Genomic DNA, 17,012 nt, shown 5'->3' with positions numbered 1-17,012 from the left:
TGTGCCTTATTTCCATTAAAATATCCCTTTTTTCATCTTACATCAGTTTTTTTGAAAAAAATTAATCTGCGAGACTTATGATCGATCTTATATGAATGTTCCTCTTCTATCAAAGGGGCTTCTTTAGAGCTCGCATGCCAATGCATCGAAGCCCAGTACACCATTCGCGCTTTTTGATACGGACTGTCCCCCTTAAACAAACGAATGAGTTCTTCTGGTGCCAGTGATGCACGCGAGACAAAAAGATCTATCGGATAATTGGTTTTTCTCAAGAAAGTGCGCCAATCAAGATCGCTTGTCTGCACGTTAGATAACCCCAACGTTTGTGCTATCATCGTAAGGAACTGAACCTTTTTTTGGTTTACTTCGATCAACTGGATCGCAAGATGCGGATAACGAATTTTTAGCGGAATACCCGGAAAGCCGCCGCCGGTTCCAACGTCGGCAATCATCGAGATTTCTTCTAAATTAATGAATTTATCCAATGCGAGTGAATCTTTGAAATGGAAACTTATGATTTCAGAGACCGAAGTGAGGGCAGTAATATTAAATTTTTCATTCCATTCAATAAGAAGCCCTAAATAAGCCTTAAATTGCTCAGCTTGTGACTCGGAAAGTCGTTCATTTCTTACAAACTCTTGAAAGAGTTGTTTATCAGCATCGGACGCTAAAATATTCTCATTGATCATATATTTCCAAATTTATATATTTTTATATTCAATCTTTGTTATTATATTCTTAGAAACTTATGGGAGAACGCAGTGAAAACATTACCTATACGATTCTTAAGGATACCGTTTTTTTTAATAATTTGCAGTTCATCCTGCTTGGCAACGCAGATAACCTTCTTTTTGCGCCCCTATCCTTTTGATCAGAATGCCACACACGAAGAGCTCAAAGCGCTTGTCTCTACACCTGGAAAATTAGCTATAAAAACACTGAGAAACCGTAGTGATACAAGAACAGCTGAAGGAATTTTCAGCACCTATTGGGGGTACATAACCGCGTCCGATTTCAATGGTCAAATACGTTTTCCACTCAAACAACAAAGCCAAACCATTCATATCCTAGTTACTGAACGGATTGTTCCCGTTGCGATGATAGGAAATACCATCCACCATTGGGAAATCGACCCGTCCGCACCTGCAGTACGGTACTCATATACCCGCAGCCAGGATCCAAAAACGAACATAACCTCGTGGAAAATAGAAAAAGTATCACTTCCTGAAAATAATAGAATCCAACTTGATACGATTGTTCTTTTTGCTAAGCCAAGTTCGATCTACATTCCTGAGGGAATAATTCCGGTAGAACCGAATCCAAATTTGATTTTGCCGCCGATTTATGTAAAAAAGAATATCAATAGTACTGTTCCAGCACTTTGGATGATAAAAATGCGCCAATTTTTTAAGCCAATCACCCAAGAAATAAAAAAAGTATCAGAAACCTATTATTCTGAACAATTAGTGCAATAATATATGCATTATCATGGGGTTATCGCCTTAATTTTTCTTATACACATAAATCATGTATACTACCTTCATCAGATGTGCCTAGAGCGCAAGAAAGGATCATATGAAATTACAGATTGCTTTTGATATGACCGATTTAGAAAAGGCGGTATCGATCGCAACTGCGGTAGCACCGTATGCGTCAATACTTGAAATAGGATCATTGTTATTACTCAAGCATGGAGTCAAAGCTGTAGAAACATTTCGAGAAGTCTTTCCAGATAAAATTCTTCTGGCAGATGCAAAGATTGTTGATCGTGGCAAACACGCTGTTACCCTACTCGCTCAAGCGGGTGCTGATTGGATTACAGTAATGGCGGGAACAACAAAAGATGTTATTCACTCTGCCTCAACAACCGCACACGAATTTAATAAATCGGTAATGCTCGATTTACTTGATTCATGCTCGCTTGGCCAATCGGCGCTTGAAGCAAAAAGCATAGGCGTTAACGCTTTGCTTTTTCATCGGCCGTATGAACAGCGCGAAGAAGCTTTTGCATTAGCGGATAAGTGGGAAATGGTTCGCGGTAATACTAATTTACCAATTTTCATTTCGGGACGCATTACCAAAGATTCGATCGATAAAATAAAAGCTATCAATCCTGATGGCCTTATTATTGGAAAACCAATTACGGACGCAGCTTCCCCTGAAGACGAAGCGAAATTCTTTTTCGATGCGTTTAATGGATAACCAATCTTATCCAATCCACTGCTGGGCAGGTGCGGCAATAGCCTGCTCCTCATCTTTTACGCTTTGCAAAAGAAGTTGTAACGCATTTGCCGAAACTTCTCCCAAATAATCTTGCATGTAAACTTTACCAAACGCATCATAAAACAGCCTATTCATCCACATACCAAGCGCCCGATATCCGGCAAGGCGCGCCGTTTGATCGGGTGAATTCAGAATCTGCTTACTAAAATAGTCAAATGCACCATTGAGCGTTTGTGCAAACGAATCACTCATAAGCCATTGTATAACGCTCTCTACCGAATCAAATGAAACGTTAATTTGCGTTAAGTAGCCGTTAACGAGTTGCTTTGCAGCTAGAACTACTGGATCTTTAGATTCATCGGCGGTGTTTCCTTGAGAGCTATCAGCAGAACTACCCGCTAATTGATTTGCAGCAAGCGAACCTCCCATATAATAAACAAGCGCATCAAGAAACGCCTCTTTAATTGATTGTGCTTTATCATTTTCGGCAGTATCCCCATTACCAGCTTTAGCAATAAGGTCGCTCAAATTGATCGTTTCTTGTTGCCCGGTTGAAAGCGTAATGGTTATTGGAGCCGAACGAGCAGTATGATACTGAATCATATTATTAGAAGAACCTTTATAATACCCTTGCAGTAGCTTAAGATTTGCAGCATCTAATTTTTTTTGATCAACCGGTACCATAGATTTGAATGCGCCAACCGCAAAAGAATAAAGGCTTACTGATCCAAAATAGTTTTGTTGGTTAGTAAGAATATCTCCCGCCTGCACAAAAAGATTTCCAGCAGTTTCAACCAATTTATTTGAACGTTCATCTTTTGATCCATACGCTTTAACGGCCGTCAAATAATAATCTTTAACATCGATCAGCACACCGCCATAACTATCTTGGCTGCCATAAAAATATTCAGTAGCAAACGGATCGCCAACTAAAAACAGTTGCGCTAAATCACCAAGCTGGTTGTACAAATCTCCATTCATAGCGATATTTATTGCAGCGACACGCTCTACATCGCCAAGTTGATCATATAATTCAGAAGCTAAACTATAATACAAAGCAATAACGTTAAGAGCGTAATCTTGGATGAGCTTGTACGTTTGCATAAAGTCTGCAAGCTTAACATTCATATCGTTCTTATCTATTGATTGCAATTTTATAATATCTTGGCGCGCTGCCGTTAAATTCTTCATTTCATCGGCGCTCATACCTGGATCAATCAGTGATACATCTCCACCATTCATGAGAAAATCTAAACGCTTTTTATAAATCGCAGCCGCCGAAAGATATGCTTGGGCGAGCAAAGTAGTCGCCAACTTGTATGTTTCCGGATCATTGCCAGAAACATACGTTTGCCCTCCAGCTGTTATTGTAGGCGTTGCAGGATTTGCAAGGCGCTGCGCCCATCCATAATATCCCTGCACTGTCGGAAATGAAGGATACGGAACTGCGGTCATTGGAAAGCCGGTGATCGGCTGCACAGGAATTGGTTTATATTTTTCAAAAAGATCGAAAACCGTAGTACCATATGCATTTTTTCGCTCAACCAGACTGAGTGATGATTGTTTACCTGCAATGCGCGCCTGCAGGTTTTTTACAAATTGATATCCTTGCATAATTATTGTTCGCACATCTGGGCCTATATCACTGCGCACCTGAACACCACTAAACGCATCTGAATAACTCATACCTTGAGCCTTAAGAGCTTGATCAACAAAAAGTAAAAATGCGTAATTAACCAAGAAAGCTGATAACGCATCCGGTGCCATTTTCTTAATCTGATCGCTTGTTAATGAAAACGGAATATAATCGGGCAATTCCAGCCCATAACTTAAAAGCTCGTAGCGCGCTGGAACATTTGCACCAGCAACTGAAACGTTCTCTATAGTATGCTTATCGGTCTGGCTAGGGATAATAGAATTAATTGAAATATCAGTATAACTACGAGAATAGGCTATCTTGTACTGTGTATTTACCGCATTTGCTTGCTCGGTATTGTTAATTTTATTGAAATATTGTTGCGCCTGATAATAAGCGCTGGATGCTTTTGTATAATCCTTCTTTGCAAAATAATAATCCCCGATCGATTTATAAACCGATGCGCTCAGAGCATCAATATTTACAAGCGTAATCGAAAGTGCAGGGGCCTGCCCTGGCAATCCAATTGAAACTGTTACGGTATCTTGCTGGGTATTTATATTTTTTTCAAAAACGGTCAACCCTTGTGCACTTGAACCGGGCGCAAGCTCAGCGATAATACTTTGTTGATCAGCAAGTATCTGATCAAAACGAGACAGAAATCCAGCCATATCCACAAGAATTTCTCCAGCTGTCGCAATATAAGCTGGATTTTTAACGCGAGAAAGAGCGGTGTTCATTTCGTCAAACGCCGGCTTAAGAAGATCAGCAATCTGTTTAAAAGATTCATTAGTCGCTTGTACATCATTTGCCTGATGATGAAGCACCAAGCGAGCAAATGCGAGCTTGGCCACATTCATTGGTGGATAGAAAAGAGCGGGAACGTTTTTCATATACGCATCTTGGTATTCTTGCAACACACGAAGATAATCTTGGCGAGCGTCAAGAGAGCCTAATCGGTACGCAGTTAAATATAATCTAAGCACATCTTTCCAGGCATTATCTGCAGGGCTTGAATAAACAGAGGCTTGGGGATTTAAAGCCCCCCATTGCGCAACCGTCATCGCGCGGGCTGCCGCTTCAGCTTTTTGCGCATCCGCAAGCAGAGCATCAATATTTTGCTTGCGACCTGCAAAATCGTTTAATTTTTTCTTCAAGTAATCATTTAATTGAGTCGAAAGATAAGGCGACCTTCCTGCAATTGCTGCCGAATAAAATTGTGCTGCCGTAATTGGATCCATAGAATCGTTTATAATGCTTGAAAATAGTTTGGCAATATGTCGCTGTATGAGCGTCGTGAAATTCCACTGTTGGCCATTAGAAAGATATTGGTTAAGCGCTTCATTTGCAAAAGCACTGGGATAAATCGGAATGAGCTGTGCCAATCCAGGTTGCAAATTATAAGCGGCATCCGCTTTTTGTGCTGCCTGTATTGCACTGGCAAAATAATTATTTTGCGCATCATTAAGCGCATCGAGCGTGCTGTTAGCCAATAGTTTATCGCCACTAGGAAGCACATTTTGCACCGCTATCAAACCATTAAGAACATCAATTGCGGCCTGCAGATCTGCAGTAGAACTATTCATCTCTTTAAGCTTCTGTACCGCTAGAGAATAATTTTGTAAAACTTCAGGAGCAATTTTTCCAAGCTGTGTAAGCCAAACTTCAAAAAATGGTCGCTGATCTGCATCTTCTTTAAGCGTGCTGATATATGCCATATAGTTTTGCATTTGTGTTTTCGTTTGATCTGCAAACGATGCAAGTTGCGCTATGCCATCTTTTCTTCCCTGCTGCGCCTGCAAACGGCTCATTTGCGTATTGAGCCGCTGCGCATCTATTGTATCGTTTGCCACTGTAAATGCTTTAACCGCCTGCTGGTACGCCGTTATCGCCTGCGCTGTGTTGCCAGCATCTTCAGCCGATTTTCCTTGATCTAAAAACTTTAATGCGCTCACTAAATTATCATGCAAAGCCTGATATTGTGCCTGATTGGCACTATCATTCGCTTGAGAAAAATATTTAGCCGCTTGCCCGTAGGCATTGATCGCTTCATTCAAGGTCGCGTTATTATCTTTGCCAGCAACCATACTTTTCAAGAGAGCCGCCGCACGCAAAATCAGCATAAACGCGTAATTGCTATTAATAGTTTTTTGTAAGGCGGGCAATTGATTGGGATCAATTACCGAAAAATTAGTGCCTATTTCATAATAGTAGGCGGCAGCAATGCGCAATTGCTCTTCCGTTGGTGCAGGTACCGTTGCAATTAAATCTTGAAACGCTGCAAGAAATTCGCCCATCGCTATTTTAGTTTTATTAATATCGTAAAACTTTGTAACGATATCTTGCTGTGTGGGAAACGTTTCGCCAGCTATTGCCTTGACCGCCGCGCCAAACCCGGATGCGGTTACAAGAGCTCCACCGCCCTTTCCTATGCCGGTCAGCAATTTGGCAAGATGATACATCGTCTCGTGATAGCCTGCTTTATCTTTTGCTTTGAGTTGCTGCTTTGCTTTATTAAGGTAGAGCGACGTGGTCGTTAGATAAAATCTAATAAGTTCGCGCAGCGTTGCACTTAATAGATTTGTTTTATCGTTAAAATCGGCTTTAATCTGGTTAGCTTGATAGGCACGAGAAAGCGGCTTAAGAAGCTGTCGATAATCACGCGTAACGCTCGAAATAGTCTCATTGGGCATCTCACCTTTCGCGCCGAAATCTGCTACCGCTTTGCGCGCGGCACTCCGTGCCATAGTTAGCTGATCAGAGAGAGAGCTAAGTGCACGAACCAGTGAGATAACCTGCGCCCTATGTTCTTTTTGCTGTTTTTGCGCCTCAATTAACGCTTGAGAACTCTGGGATCTTTTGATCGGATTAACAAGGCGGGCCACGTTTTGTTGGGTACTATTGAAAGAAGAGGCAATGGTTCTATTAAATAAAGAAACGCCATCACTTAAAGCCTTATTAACCTCGAAGATTAACGCTTGCACCGAGCGAAGAGCCTGCGCGGAACCCAATTGACCAGTGCCAACCTGCTTTATAGTATCTTGTATCGCTTTTTCCGCCGTGGCTTTTCGATCCGCTATTAGAGCCTGTATCGAGCTATTTCCTTGAGCAATCGCTGCTTGCAAGGAAGAAACCTCCTTGAGTAACGCGGCTTGGCTATCAGCAGGTAATAAAGCGATATCGGTTTGCATGCTCTGAATCGAGGCTTGCCAATTAGTTATAAGCTCGCTCACCTTATCACCCTGGCTGCTTACCGTATCTGCTAGTTTTTTAAGTACAGTATTTCCATCAAATGCTGCCTGTTGACCGGCTAATGGGGCAGTGATTAGGAGCCCAAGTAACCAAAATACGCCTTTTTTCATAGTATCCTCTCTCTTTGTCTGTCGCACAGCGCAACTGTACCCAAGGAATTACCCTAATTGCAATAATCTTTCCTATCGTTTTACTCCGGCTTTTTTTTAGGGTATACTGGCTTGACTAGGTAAGAAATGTTTATGCACTAACCACTGAAAGGCATTTGGCAATAAAATAACGCTTTCGTTGACAATACTTTATTAACTTCTCTATTGCGATTTTTGAATTTATTATGAATATTTATGTTGGAAATGTTGCCCGTACGGTAACTGAAGAAATGTTGAAAAACTTGTTCTCTCAATTTGGTGAAGTATCTTCTGTTAAATTGATTAAAGACAAGTTCACTGGTGCAGCTCGTGGTTTCGCTTTCGTTGAAATGCCTTCAGCTGAAGAATCACAACAAGCTATTGAGCAATTGAATGGTCATTCTCTTGAAGGCCAACAACTTCGCGTCAACGAAGCTCGTCCGATGGAACAACGCCCACGTCGTTTTGACAACCGTGGCGGTGGTACAGGCGGCGGTGGTAGCCGTAGTGGTGGCTTTGGTGGCCGTCCACGCTCTTCTTATTCAAACGGTGGCGGTAACGGCGGTGGCTGGAATCGCTAATCTCTTTGATTAGATTGAAATAAAAAAAGGCCATATGCTTTATTGCATGTGGCCTTTTTCATTACTCAACTTTCAAAAACAGGAATGTCTTGATGAAGCTCTCTCCTTTATTTCTATTTTTGTTTCTTGCAAATCCCTCTACCTATTCAAATCCTTGCGAATCGTTCGAAGCTTCAGCTGCCATTACTAAAGCGTTAGCGGCGGTCAGTTTGGCGTACGTAAGCTATAGCTGCCGGCAACTAAATACATTATTAAAAAGTGCACAATCTACCGTTCCAGCCCGAGATAGAAATGTGGAAACTGCAATAAAACGAAACATGCGCACGCACTCATTAATACAGCAATATTTTTTCTCAGGGGTACAGCATACGGTAAAAATTACCGGCGTAGCCTCTTCTTGCGCAGCTGCATTCTTCACGTTGTCGGCATACCAAGATCTGAAAAACTGTAATTAATTCAGACACAAACAATTAAAATCTTCATACAACTTATCCCCCTAAGTTATGATTCTCACGTTAAATAAATCCTGGGGGAAGAACATGAAGAAATTATTACTAATTTTGCTTTTTTGGTTTTTGGATAACAACTTAATTGTATGTTCTCCTCATGAAGAGCTCAGCGCCGCAACGAGAACTTTGTTGGGCGTCGGCCTCATTTGCTCCGGCTATGGTTGCCAAAAAATTATGAACTACATAATCAAAAGAGATACGAAACAACTTCAGGACCGCATAATAAACGAAGAAGCACACCCATGGAATGCTCGCCCAATTGGAAGCCTTAATCAAAAGCATCAAGGCGAGATAACCTACTTGCGGTACGCTTCAAAAGTTGTCAGCGGATCACTTGCATCGGCCGGCTGCTATTTTCTCTATGGAGCGTACAACGCTCATCAGTCCTCATAACGCTACTAATCGAAAGATTGCAATCGCATCAAGTATTTTGATAGGAATAGGTATAGGCAACTGATCATGGAGGGGGCATGAAAACTAGGACAATTTCTTTATTGTTTTTCTTTGCGTGGACGAAGATCTATTCTTGCGAGGATGATCTGCTTAATACCGCCAAAAATACGGCGATCGGGATTGCGTATTTGTTTGCAGGTTATCAAACACTTAAATTATCCACATACCTGCGCGCAAAAAATTGCGAACGAATTCAAAGTACCGCTTTATACCAACATCGAAATTCTCAGGCAATTTTATTACCCATCATCTGCGAAGAAAAATATAATGGCATTGGCAGCTTGGGGCTTTCATTAGATGTGCTGACGGCACTGTTTGGATGGGGCGCATGCTATCATTTTCGCGAAGCTTGCACTACTATAAAATAATCCACACGCTTAATTGTTTTGCAAAATCGCATCAAGAAGATCGATAATTTTGCTTTCAGATGGTTCTTTCCGCATCTGACAAACAGACAAACCCAAAATCGCTGCAGCAACAATGAAAGTCATTACGGACAAACGATATTTTCCTTATATTAAAATGCCCAATGAACGAATTTTACGGATTATCGGGGATGTTGACAATGACAATAAAGCATGTATAATAATTACAAATTATCATTTTTATCAAAGAATCTTATGCTTTTAATGCTTTTATTTTACTTTTTTTTATTATTTTTTCCCATATATTCGATGGACAATAATCCTCTATCGAGCGATTCTAAGCTTTCATCATTTCTTTTAAAAAATGGAAAACTTGAGCGGTCTCTTATTGAAGAAAAAATGACCGAAAAAGAATTAGGCCAATTTAGAGGACGGAAACTTATAAACTTTGATGGAAAACCTGTTCAAACGAACGGCTGGAACCTAACTCAAAATCAAAGCAATTTATGGAAAAAACTTGAATCCTTGGATCAACCAGAGCTCACCGAAGTTTGTAAAAAAATATCAAAAAATGAATTATCAGACGCTTTTAACATAGGACTCTGGTCAAGGAGGGACGACGGTAAAAGTAAGGAAATACGTGCAAAGATTCTCGAAGCTTCTCTTTCAGCATATATGTACAAGAGAAATCATGAATCTGAATTTTCAAGTACTTCTGGTATTCCAATAACCCTCGAATGCGCAAATGGAAAAGTAGAAATTTCAAAAAGGATGTATCTTCTTATCACTGCTCAATCTACAGAACTTGAAAAAAAGCAAATTGAAAGTGATCATATTAATCTGCAGAACATCACAACACAGCAAGCTCATTTACTTATAAAGTACGCGCCATTCCTCCATGATCAATATCTCTTAAACCACCTCTTTAACAAATATTCTTCTGTGCACTCACTAAATCAGATGAGGAAAGCAGCTCATGATCTTAAAATAAATACAATTATTGAAGCGGCGAAATTTCTGGATGAAAAATCAATTAAATGTTCTGATCGGAGAGTAAATCTCAGTTCAGATACGTTCCAAAACCTCCTGCAATCATCTCTCACCTTACAAAATATGCAAGATGATCTAGGCGATAAAGAATCTATCGAATTGCCTAACACTAAAAGTGATGATCTTCTGGCAGTACTCAAACACAAACCCGATTCATCTATGGATGAAAAAATGCGCCAGCTATGCATAACCGAACAACTAGAATGCCCACTATTAAAGCTAAGTACTAAAGAAGACATTAAAAATAGCATATTTAGGCAATCTGCTTCAACTGAAAATCTGGAAACAATCTCAACAAAAATGACTATGCTCCCCCCGTCCCTTGCCGAACAATTATCATTAGAGATATTGGGCGCAACACTCGATTTAACGAAGGAAAACTTAATTAGTCTAAAAAATGAATTTAAAGACAGTTATTTTTGGGATACGAAAGATAATCTTGCTCTAAGCTATGATGATACAGAAATAAAAATCCAAGATTTGGGGGAAAATAAGATTGTCAAAATGTATAAAGCCTCAACACAATTTTCTGATCAATCTAAACGCATTCTTAAGTTTTGCGGGAGCAAAAAGATACTCGAAACATTCCGGCACGCTTGGCAAAATAATAAGATAATAATCCGAGACTTTGAAACGAACAAACAAACTTATTTAGTTCATCCGACCGATCATTGCATTCGTACACTCGCAGTTAGCCCCGATGGACGATATATAGCAACAATGATCAGGACTAAAGAGTCTAACAGCAAAATATATCTTTGGAATGTGAACAATGCTGTATCAACGGATATCACACCCGATGATGGTCTGGAATATGATCTCTTAGAATTCGATCTGACAAGCAGATGCCTAAAATTATGGGGAACTTTCAACCAATCGAAAGTTTGCTATTATGACGTAAATTCAAAAAAACAACAAAAAAGCATCGAAAACACTGAGAGAAAATTTAATTCGAATGAAAAAAAGTTTTATTACTATAAAGGGCATTATAATGAAACTGGGACATTATCTGCTAAAGCGGTGACAGGTGCACATAATCTACTTATAACTGATCAATCGAGTAGCATCACCGCCAACTTTAAAATACCTTCTCAAATAACTTCTTTGGGCTTCCTCGACAAAAGTATGCTGATGTGCAACACGCGTACAAAATCGGGTAGAAACCACAGTTGTATAGTTGACTTAACGCAATTTGTTGAAAAAGTAAATTTGTTAAAATCACTTACCCCTTATCAACAGCTGTTAATGTCTCAGATAATGATTCATAAAGAGAATGAAGAGGAAAAATTAAAAAACGTATGCACAGAAAATGGTAAAATCTCGAAATCTTATGATGAAATTATTAAGTTTGGTGAAGAAAACAGCCATTTGAAAAAACCATTTCAACTTTATGGCCGCGCTGCAGCTGAATATCAAAAACTTTCGCCTTCAGTCAAACAACTTATAACTTCCCGAATACCTGTGCAAATATCTGCCTCGGACCGAGTTAAGCGCTATTTCTTTAGAAACTGATCTTCGTATAAGCGTTTAATTTCTTTTACCGAAGTTGCATCTTCAGCTTTTTTATCGGGGCGATATCCCATAAATCTTGGAAAGCGCAATGCATACCCTAAATGATGTTCAGTTTTTGCCGCGGTATGCAATGGCGATTCGGTGATTTCGTCTGCAAGCACGGCACACACAATTTCAGGATTCACCCAAACATCAGGAAACAATTCTTTTGCGCACTCTACGTTTTTTGGCTTATCGTGAATCTTTATTTTATCGCATTTATGTTTAAGATCTTTCCATTCGTCGTCGGTCATTCCGGTACCGATTTTTGCAACGGTTTGATACCCATCAGTATCTTTGTTATAAATACCCACTAAAAAAGCGCCGACGCCAAAATGTGTTCGTTTTCCTGAACCGGCATAATAGCCAAGAATGACGCAATCGATCGTGTCTTCAAGATGGCCTTGCGTATGCTTTTTGAGTTTTATCCAGTTAAAATTCCGTTTTCCTGGTTGATAAATCGCATCGGGGCGCTTTACTACGAGCCCTTCAAGCCCTTGCTCGATGTTTTGCAAGAAATACGTTTCAAGTTCTTTGGCAGAGTGAATATTTTTTTCATCAATTGCAAAGATCACATCATCTTTACTTTTCAAAATTCCTAAAAGCTTGGTGCGCCGTTCTTCATGAGTATTTGCAAGAACATCTTTGCCATTTAAATAAAGTAAATCGAAAAGATAAACGCGCAGTGGATAATCGGTAATCGCTTCCTCAATGCCGTGTTTGCGTTTTCTTTTTACCGTTTCCTGGAATGGTAAAAATATCCCAGTATGAGGATCAAATGAAATCGCTTCGCCTTCGCAAATCATCGTTTCAACAGGAAGTTGGCTAAACGCTTTTACAAGATCGGGAAACATATGACTCATATCGATTAAGTTGCGTGAAAAAAATTCTACGCGCGGTTGCTTGCCCCGTTTATCGATATGAATCTGCAAGCGAAACCCATCGAGTTTGGGCTGTGCGATGCAATCGCCAAGCTTTTCGTAAATATCTTTTGCGGTTGGCATGCGTTCTGCAGCCGCAGGGCGAATTGGTATGCCGACCTGAATTTTCATTTCTCGTACCGCTTTAATACCATCCGCTTTCAGTTTTTCCCCTATTAAACCGATATCAACGCAGGTGTTATACGCCTCTTCAATATCTTTATGCAGCGATTTGTCACCCGTAGTCATCCAGGAATAGGCATCGATGATAGTCATATCTGAAAAACCGAGCCGGAGCGTTCCTAAAATAATGCGGATAATAAATTTTGCTTCAAGTGGCGAAACTTGTTTGAGCAATGCAACAGCGTGGGCCGTTTTTTCCTCTTGCGAACCTTTTCCGCTCAATTCTTCAAACGCGCACAAACTTTCGTATACCTGCGTAACGGTCAGCTCTTTTTCTGGCTTCCATTTTCCATATTCGGTTACCACTAATCCAACGTCCCCTAATCTTTTTGCTTCTGCTGCAACCTCTTTTTCAGTTTTATCGATCAATTGCGCAATAACGCCAAATAAATTTTTTTCAGCAAAATTAAATTTATTGCCTTTATAGGCTGGACGAAGCATCCCAAGAGAAAGATTACTCAGAATTGAAATTTCTGCAGGAGTCGCTTTCTTGAAAATATCTGCCAAAATTTTTGTCATTTCAGTGCGCGAACTGGTAACTTCTAATTGCTGAAATTGCTGAGCAACGGCCACGAAATGCATAATGATTCCTTTTAATTTTTTTTACGTAAAGCGCGATTATGCACTATACAAATACCGCCGCACATTATCAATATGGCGCCACAAACCAATGAGAGCAATAATTGCCAAAACAAGCGCTAACTGAGGCGCATTAAACGATAATAGAAGTGCATAGAAAAATAATCCGGCGAGTGCAGCTACCGATGCAAGGCCAATAGTTTTTGTAACATAAAAAGCAATTGCCCATACACCAACAAGAATAGGCAGCGTAGATCCTGCAAGCGCGAGCAATATTCCAAAGCCGGTTGCAATTCCTTTGCCACCTTTAAAATTCAGAAACACTGAAAAAGTGTTCCCTAGCAGGAGCGCAAGAGCTGCGCATGCTTGCACATCTGCGTTGTAATGCGCAGATTGCAGAAGTTTAAGATAACCAAACGCCTTAAAACAATCGATCAAAAAAATAAGCACAAAATACTGAGCGCCCAATAGTCGTGCAACGTTGGTCGCGCCAGTTCCGCCTGAACCCCGATTAGTTATATCAATGCCGTGAAAGCGAGCAATAAGCTCTCCGGGCGACCACGAACCAATAAGATAACCAATTATACTCATCAATAAAATATAAATGCTCACAGCTCCATTCCTTTTGTATTCTCTAAAAATTTCATCGTATACCAATAGGCTGAAATAAGAGTCATACTAACAGCCGCTATCATTAATATATTTTCGATCATATCAAAATGAGCAAGTGGATAAAAATTTCCGGAGCGCACATTTGCAATTACAATAGTCAAATAAAGATATTGCAGCGTTGTTTTAATTTTTCCAGAAAAAGAAACAGTTATTTTGTGTGCCCTTTCTGCAGCTATCAAGCGCAATCCAGTGACGTACAATTCACGCACGAGAAAAAGAAGTGCCCAAAGAAAAAATATTTTTTGCACGTACACTAAACCAATAAGCACACCGCATAAAAGAAATTTATCCGCCATCGGATCAAGCAACGCGCCAAGTTGTGTTTCAAGATGATATTTGCGCGCAAGATACCCATCAAAAAAATCGGTGAGCGCAAAAAGTACAAAAAGCGATGCGAGCAAAATATTAAGAATAAAATTATTCCAAGGCATAACCAATACTAAAAGAAATGGCATCACCACGGGAGAAATAATAAGTCGAATCAGAGTTAAAAGAATAGGAAATGATGTATGAATAATTAATCTCCACTCATTAATTTCTGTCTGTTATGCACCAAGATGCGCGAATGCATTCAATCTATCAAACAGAAACTTGAACGTAATAACTTGCGCATTTTCATCGCCATCAATTTATTCAATATCTTGCAGTTTAATTTCAAAACCAGCATTCTCTAATCTCTTTTTAATACTCAGTGCATTTTCATGCGTATATGCTAAAACCACAAGATTTCCTGTCTTCGCACACATGCCATAGTATTCTAAAGAATCATCCTCCAAAATAGTTTCAATTTTTTCGACTATCTCAAAGTATCGAACTTGCTCATTAATTTGTACAATAACACCATACATTTTTTTTTGATGCGTTTCTTGCGCAATGGATGCATTTTGAAATGCAAAGAATGCAACAAATGAGAACATTAAACTGTTTTTAGAAATCATAAGAAAACCCCACTAAAAATTACAAAAAATCAGCAGATGAACAGGTCGCCTTTTTTAAGGATTAATTCCGTTAAAAGACTGGCTGTGCAAGGGCCCAGTCTTCGCTTATCCAGGGCTTCCGCCTTGGCAAGCTTCGACGGGCACGCTTCGTAAGGAACTGGCTGCGCCAGGCGAAGTCTGATAAGACGAAGCGTGGTGGCGACGAGAGGATTCGAACCTCCGACCTTCGGATTATGATTCCGCCGCTCTAACCAACTGAGCTACGTCGCCAATTATGCTACTGATAAGATTATACTAAATTTGAAGTTTTTGAACACCTATTGCATACAATACAAAGTTAAAAATTGAACGCAAGAAGAATAAGCCAGTAATGAGGGTCGCGATAATACCAACCATCATCGTTACTGCAAATCCCTGAATAGGGCCTGTACCGAATTTATAGAGAACTATGCCAACTAAGAACGTAGTAATATTTGAATCCAAAATTACTGCCATCGCATCGGAGAATCCAACGTCTACCGCTTTTTTGAGCGGTACTCCTGCTGCAAGTTCTTCTTTAATTTTTTCATAAATCAAAATCGAAGCATCGATTGCCATGCCAACGGTGAGTACCATACCCGCAATACCGGGCAACGTAAGCGTTGCTCGTAACCATGCAAGAGCTACCAAAATGACCAGCAAGTTGAAAAGCAATGCCAAAAATGCAAATACTCCGGCAACTTTATAAAAAATGATGCTGAAAAGAAGAAGGAGAGCCATACCAATTAAGCAGGCCATTAATCCCTGTCTAATCGATTCTTGGCCAAGCGAAGGGCCAATTTGGCGTTCTTCCACAAACTTTACTGGGGCCACAAACGCGCCAGATTTTAAGAGCAACGCCAGTTCGTTAGCCGATTCTGCGGTGAAGTTACCGTGAATGTAGCCATCGGTGCTAATCGGTACTGAGATGCGAGGAGCCGAAATAACTTCGCCATCAAGAATGAGCGCAATTTGGCGATTATGATTTCTTCGTGTTAAATCATAGAATTTTTCGCCACCTTCTGGATTAAACTTGAAGTGTACCACCACTTCAGATTGCGTTTGGCCGCCAAATCCTGTGTACGCATCTTTAAGCAGTCTACCGGTTAAATCGGTATACTTGGGAACTAGATAATAGAAATGACGTCCATCCCGTTCATCTTTGCCTGGAATAATCTCCATACCTTCTGGAAGATCGCCGTCGTATGCATCAAGAATCTCTTCTTTGCTACCGCCAGCGCGATCCACAAGCTTGATCTCAAGCAATGCTGCTTTACCAATCATCGCTTTTGCTTGCTGAGGATTGTCCACGTTTGGAAGCTCAATAACAATATTTTTATCACCTTGAGATGCTATCGGAATTTCGCCTACGCCCAATCTATCAAGGCGGGTACGCAACACTTCGATATTTCCTTGAACTGCCCAATCTCTAATGCGCTTTGCTGCAGCCTCTTTAATTGAAAGATTAACCGTGTTTTCTGAAGTTGAAACTGCAACTGTCGGTTCGGTTTTTGTAACAAACTGAGCCGCATCTTGCGCGCCTTGAAGAGAATCAAATTTCCATACAATGCTTGCTTGGTCTTGCGATTGCGCAATAGGAGTGGCCATATGCGCTTCTTCCATTTTTCTAATAAACGATTGAGCTTTATCGGTCAGCTCAACTTCTATCGCTTTTTCTGTTTGCACTTCTAAAGTGATATAGGTACCACCAACAAGATCGATGCCAAACTTAACGCGATCCGGACGCAGTTTGATTCTGCCATTATCAAACGTAAATAGGTAAAACAACCCTAATAATGCCGCAACAATCCATGCAATAAAGCTGGTACTCAAAATATTACGCATCGAGGCGTTCATGGTGTCCTTTCACTGCAATTTTTTCAATGCTACTCATTCCCGTCTCCGCTTTAACTCTTTTCAAGCTACGCGGGTTTTTTAATTTCGAACTTATTAT

Annotated in this window: 14 protein-coding genes and 1 tRNA gene; 7 read left to right on the top strand and 8 right to left on the bottom strand. The window is 40.2% G+C overall.

All coding sequences use genetic code 11. From position 1 onward, the window contains the following. Positions 1 to 32 precede the first annotated feature (32 nt). Entirely contained in the window at positions 33 to 689 is a 657-nt protein-coding gene (gene rsmG, locus HYX58_01805) for a 16S rRNA (guanine(527)-N(7))-methyltransferase RsmG (GenBank protein MBI2774719.1), read from the bottom strand. 72 nt (positions 690 to 761) lie between these two features. Here rsmG and HYX58_01800 point away from each other — a divergent pair, with 72 nt between their 5' ends. Both HYX58_01800 and HYX58_01795 read left to right on the top strand, forming a co-directional pair. After that, positions 762 to 1,475: a hypothetical protein gene (locus HYX58_01800; protein MBI2774718.1), complete on the top strand. Its 714-nt coding sequence runs from the start codon at positions 762 to 764 to the stop codon at positions 1,473 to 1,475. 100 nt (positions 1,476 to 1,575) lie between these two features. Then, positions 1,576 to 2,202 carry an orotidine 5'-phosphate decarboxylase gene (locus HYX58_01795; protein MBI2774717.1) on the top strand — a complete coding sequence of 209 codons (627 nt, stop codon included), beginning with the start codon at positions 1,576 to 1,578 and terminating at the stop codon, positions 2,200 to 2,202. A gap of 6 nt (positions 2,203 to 2,208) precedes the next feature. On the opposite strand, the gene HYX58_01790 is transcribed toward HYX58_01795, so the two are convergent. Then, positions 2,209 to 7,221, bottom strand: a complete 5,013-nt coding sequence (locus tag HYX58_01790; GenBank protein MBI2774716.1) for a hypothetical protein — start codon at positions 7,219 to 7,221, stop codon at positions 2,209 to 2,211. Between the two features lie 221 nt (positions 7,222 to 7,442). On the opposite strand from HYX58_01790, the gene HYX58_01785 reads away from it, so the two are divergent. The 5 genes from HYX58_01785 (at position 7,443) to HYX58_01765 (ending at position 11,709) form a co-directional block, all read left to right on the top strand. Beyond that, complete coding sequence (locus HYX58_01785; protein MBI2774715.1) at positions 7,443 to 7,820, top strand: RNA-binding protein; 378 nt, start codon at positions 7,443 to 7,445, stop codon at positions 7,818 to 7,820. A 92-nt stretch (positions 7,821 to 7,912) separates the two neighbouring features. Then, positions 7,913 to 8,275, top strand: coding sequence for a hypothetical protein (locus tag HYX58_01780; GenBank protein ID MBI2774714.1), 363 nt, complete (start codon positions 7,913 to 7,915; stop codon positions 8,273 to 8,275). Positions 8,276 to 8,359: 84 nt separating this feature from the next. After that, a complete protein-coding gene (locus HYX58_01775; GenBank protein MBI2774713.1) occupies positions 8,360 to 8,722 on the top strand; it encodes a hypothetical protein in 363 nt (120 codons plus the stop codon). A gap of 77 nt (positions 8,723 to 8,799) precedes the next feature. Next, positions 8,800 to 9,150 carry a hypothetical protein gene (locus tag HYX58_01770; protein ID MBI2774712.1) on the top strand — a complete coding sequence of 117 codons (351 nt, stop codon included), beginning with the start codon at positions 8,800 to 8,802 and terminating at the stop codon, positions 9,148 to 9,150. Positions 9,151 to 9,402: 252 nt separating this feature from the next. Continuing rightward, positions 9,403 to 11,709: a hypothetical protein gene (locus HYX58_01765; GenBank protein MBI2774711.1), complete on the top strand. Its 2,307-nt coding sequence runs from the start codon at positions 9,403 to 9,405 to the stop codon at positions 11,707 to 11,709. On the opposite strand, the gene HYX58_01760 is transcribed toward HYX58_01765, so the two are convergent. The 6 genes from HYX58_01760 to secD form a co-directional block, all read right to left on the bottom strand. Continuing rightward, the gene (locus tag HYX58_01760) at positions 11,691 to 13,433 is read right to left on the bottom strand and encodes an ATP-dependent DNA ligase (GenBank protein ID MBI2774710.1); all 1,743 of its coding nucleotides are present in this window, start codon (positions 13,431 to 13,433) and stop codon (positions 11,691 to 11,693) included. The genes HYX58_01765 and HYX58_01760 overlap by 19 nt on opposite strands. A gap of 36 nt (positions 13,434 to 13,469) precedes the next feature. Further along, positions 13,470 to 14,042, bottom strand: coding sequence for a glycerol-3-phosphate acyltransferase (locus HYX58_01755; protein ID MBI2774709.1), 573 nt, complete (start codon positions 14,040 to 14,042; stop codon positions 13,470 to 13,472). Continuing rightward, the gene (gene pgsA, locus HYX58_01750) at positions 14,039 to 14,638 is read right to left on the bottom strand and encodes a CDP-diacylglycerol--glycerol-3-phosphate 3-phosphatidyltransferase (protein MBI2774708.1); all 600 of its coding nucleotides are present in this window, start codon (positions 14,636 to 14,638) and stop codon (positions 14,039 to 14,041) included. Before pgsA ends, HYX58_01755 begins: the two co-directional genes overlap by 4 nt. Before the next feature lie 93 nt (positions 14,639 to 14,731). Then, entirely contained in the window at positions 14,732 to 15,040 is a 309-nt protein-coding gene (locus HYX58_01745) for a hypothetical protein (protein ID MBI2774707.1), read from the bottom strand. Positions 15,041 to 15,233: 193 nt separating this feature from the next. Further along, positions 15,234 to 15,310 (bottom strand) — tRNA-Met (locus HYX58_01740). Positions 15,311 to 15,334: 24 nt separating this feature from the next. Next, positions 15,335 to 16,915: a protein translocase subunit SecD gene (secD, locus tag HYX58_01735; GenBank protein MBI2774706.1), complete on the bottom strand. Its 1,581-nt coding sequence runs from the start codon at positions 16,913 to 16,915 to the stop codon at positions 15,335 to 15,337. Positions 16,916 to 17,012: the final 97 nt, after the last annotated feature.

This window comes from Candidatus Dependentiae bacterium (assembly GCA_016191325.1).
GTDB lineage: Bacteria > Babelota > Babeliae > Babelales > JACPOV01 > JACPOV01.
The sequence above is the reverse complement of the archived record's forward strand: the minus strand, read 5'-3'. Positions and strand labels throughout refer to the sequence as shown.

What these genes read in the sequence shown, in the direction of transcription:
- HYX58_01770 (MBI2774712.1), top strand. Translation starts at nt 8,800, where the DNA reads ATGAAAACTAGGACAATTTCTTTATTGTTTTTCTTTGCGTGGACGAAG.
- HYX58_01745 (MBI2774707.1), bottom strand. Translation starts at nt 15,040, where the DNA reads ATGATTTCTAAAAACAGTTTAATGTTCTCATTTGTTGCATTCTTTGCA.
- HYX58_01765 (MBI2774711.1), top strand. Translation starts at nt 9,403, where the DNA reads ATGCTTTTAATGCTTTTATTTTACTTTTTTTTATTATTTTTTCCCATA.
- HYX58_01795 (MBI2774717.1), top strand. Translation starts at nt 1,576, where the DNA reads ATGAAATTACAGATTGCTTTTGATATGACCGATTTAGAAAAGGCGGTA.
- HYX58_01775 (MBI2774713.1), top strand. Translation starts at nt 8,360, where the DNA reads ATGAAGAAATTATTACTAATTTTGCTTTTTTGGTTTTTGGATAACAAC.
- rsmG (MBI2774719.1), bottom strand. Translation starts at nt 689, where the DNA reads ATGATCAATGAGAATATTTTAGCGTCCGATGCTGATAAACAACTCTTT.
- HYX58_01760 (MBI2774710.1), bottom strand. Translation starts at nt 13,433, where the DNA reads ATGCATTTCGTGGCCGTTGCTCAGCAATTTCAGCAATTAGAAGTTACC.
- HYX58_01790 (MBI2774716.1), bottom strand. Translation starts at nt 7,221, where the DNA reads ATGAAAAAAGGCGTATTTTGGTTACTTGGGCTCCTAATCACTGCCCCA.
- secD (MBI2774706.1), bottom strand. Translation starts at nt 16,915, where the DNA reads ATGAACGCCTCGATGCGTAATATTTTGAGTACCAGCTTTATTGCATGG.
- HYX58_01780 (MBI2774714.1), top strand. Translation starts at nt 7,913, where the DNA reads ATGAAGCTCTCTCCTTTATTTCTATTTTTGTTTCTTGCAAATCCCTCT.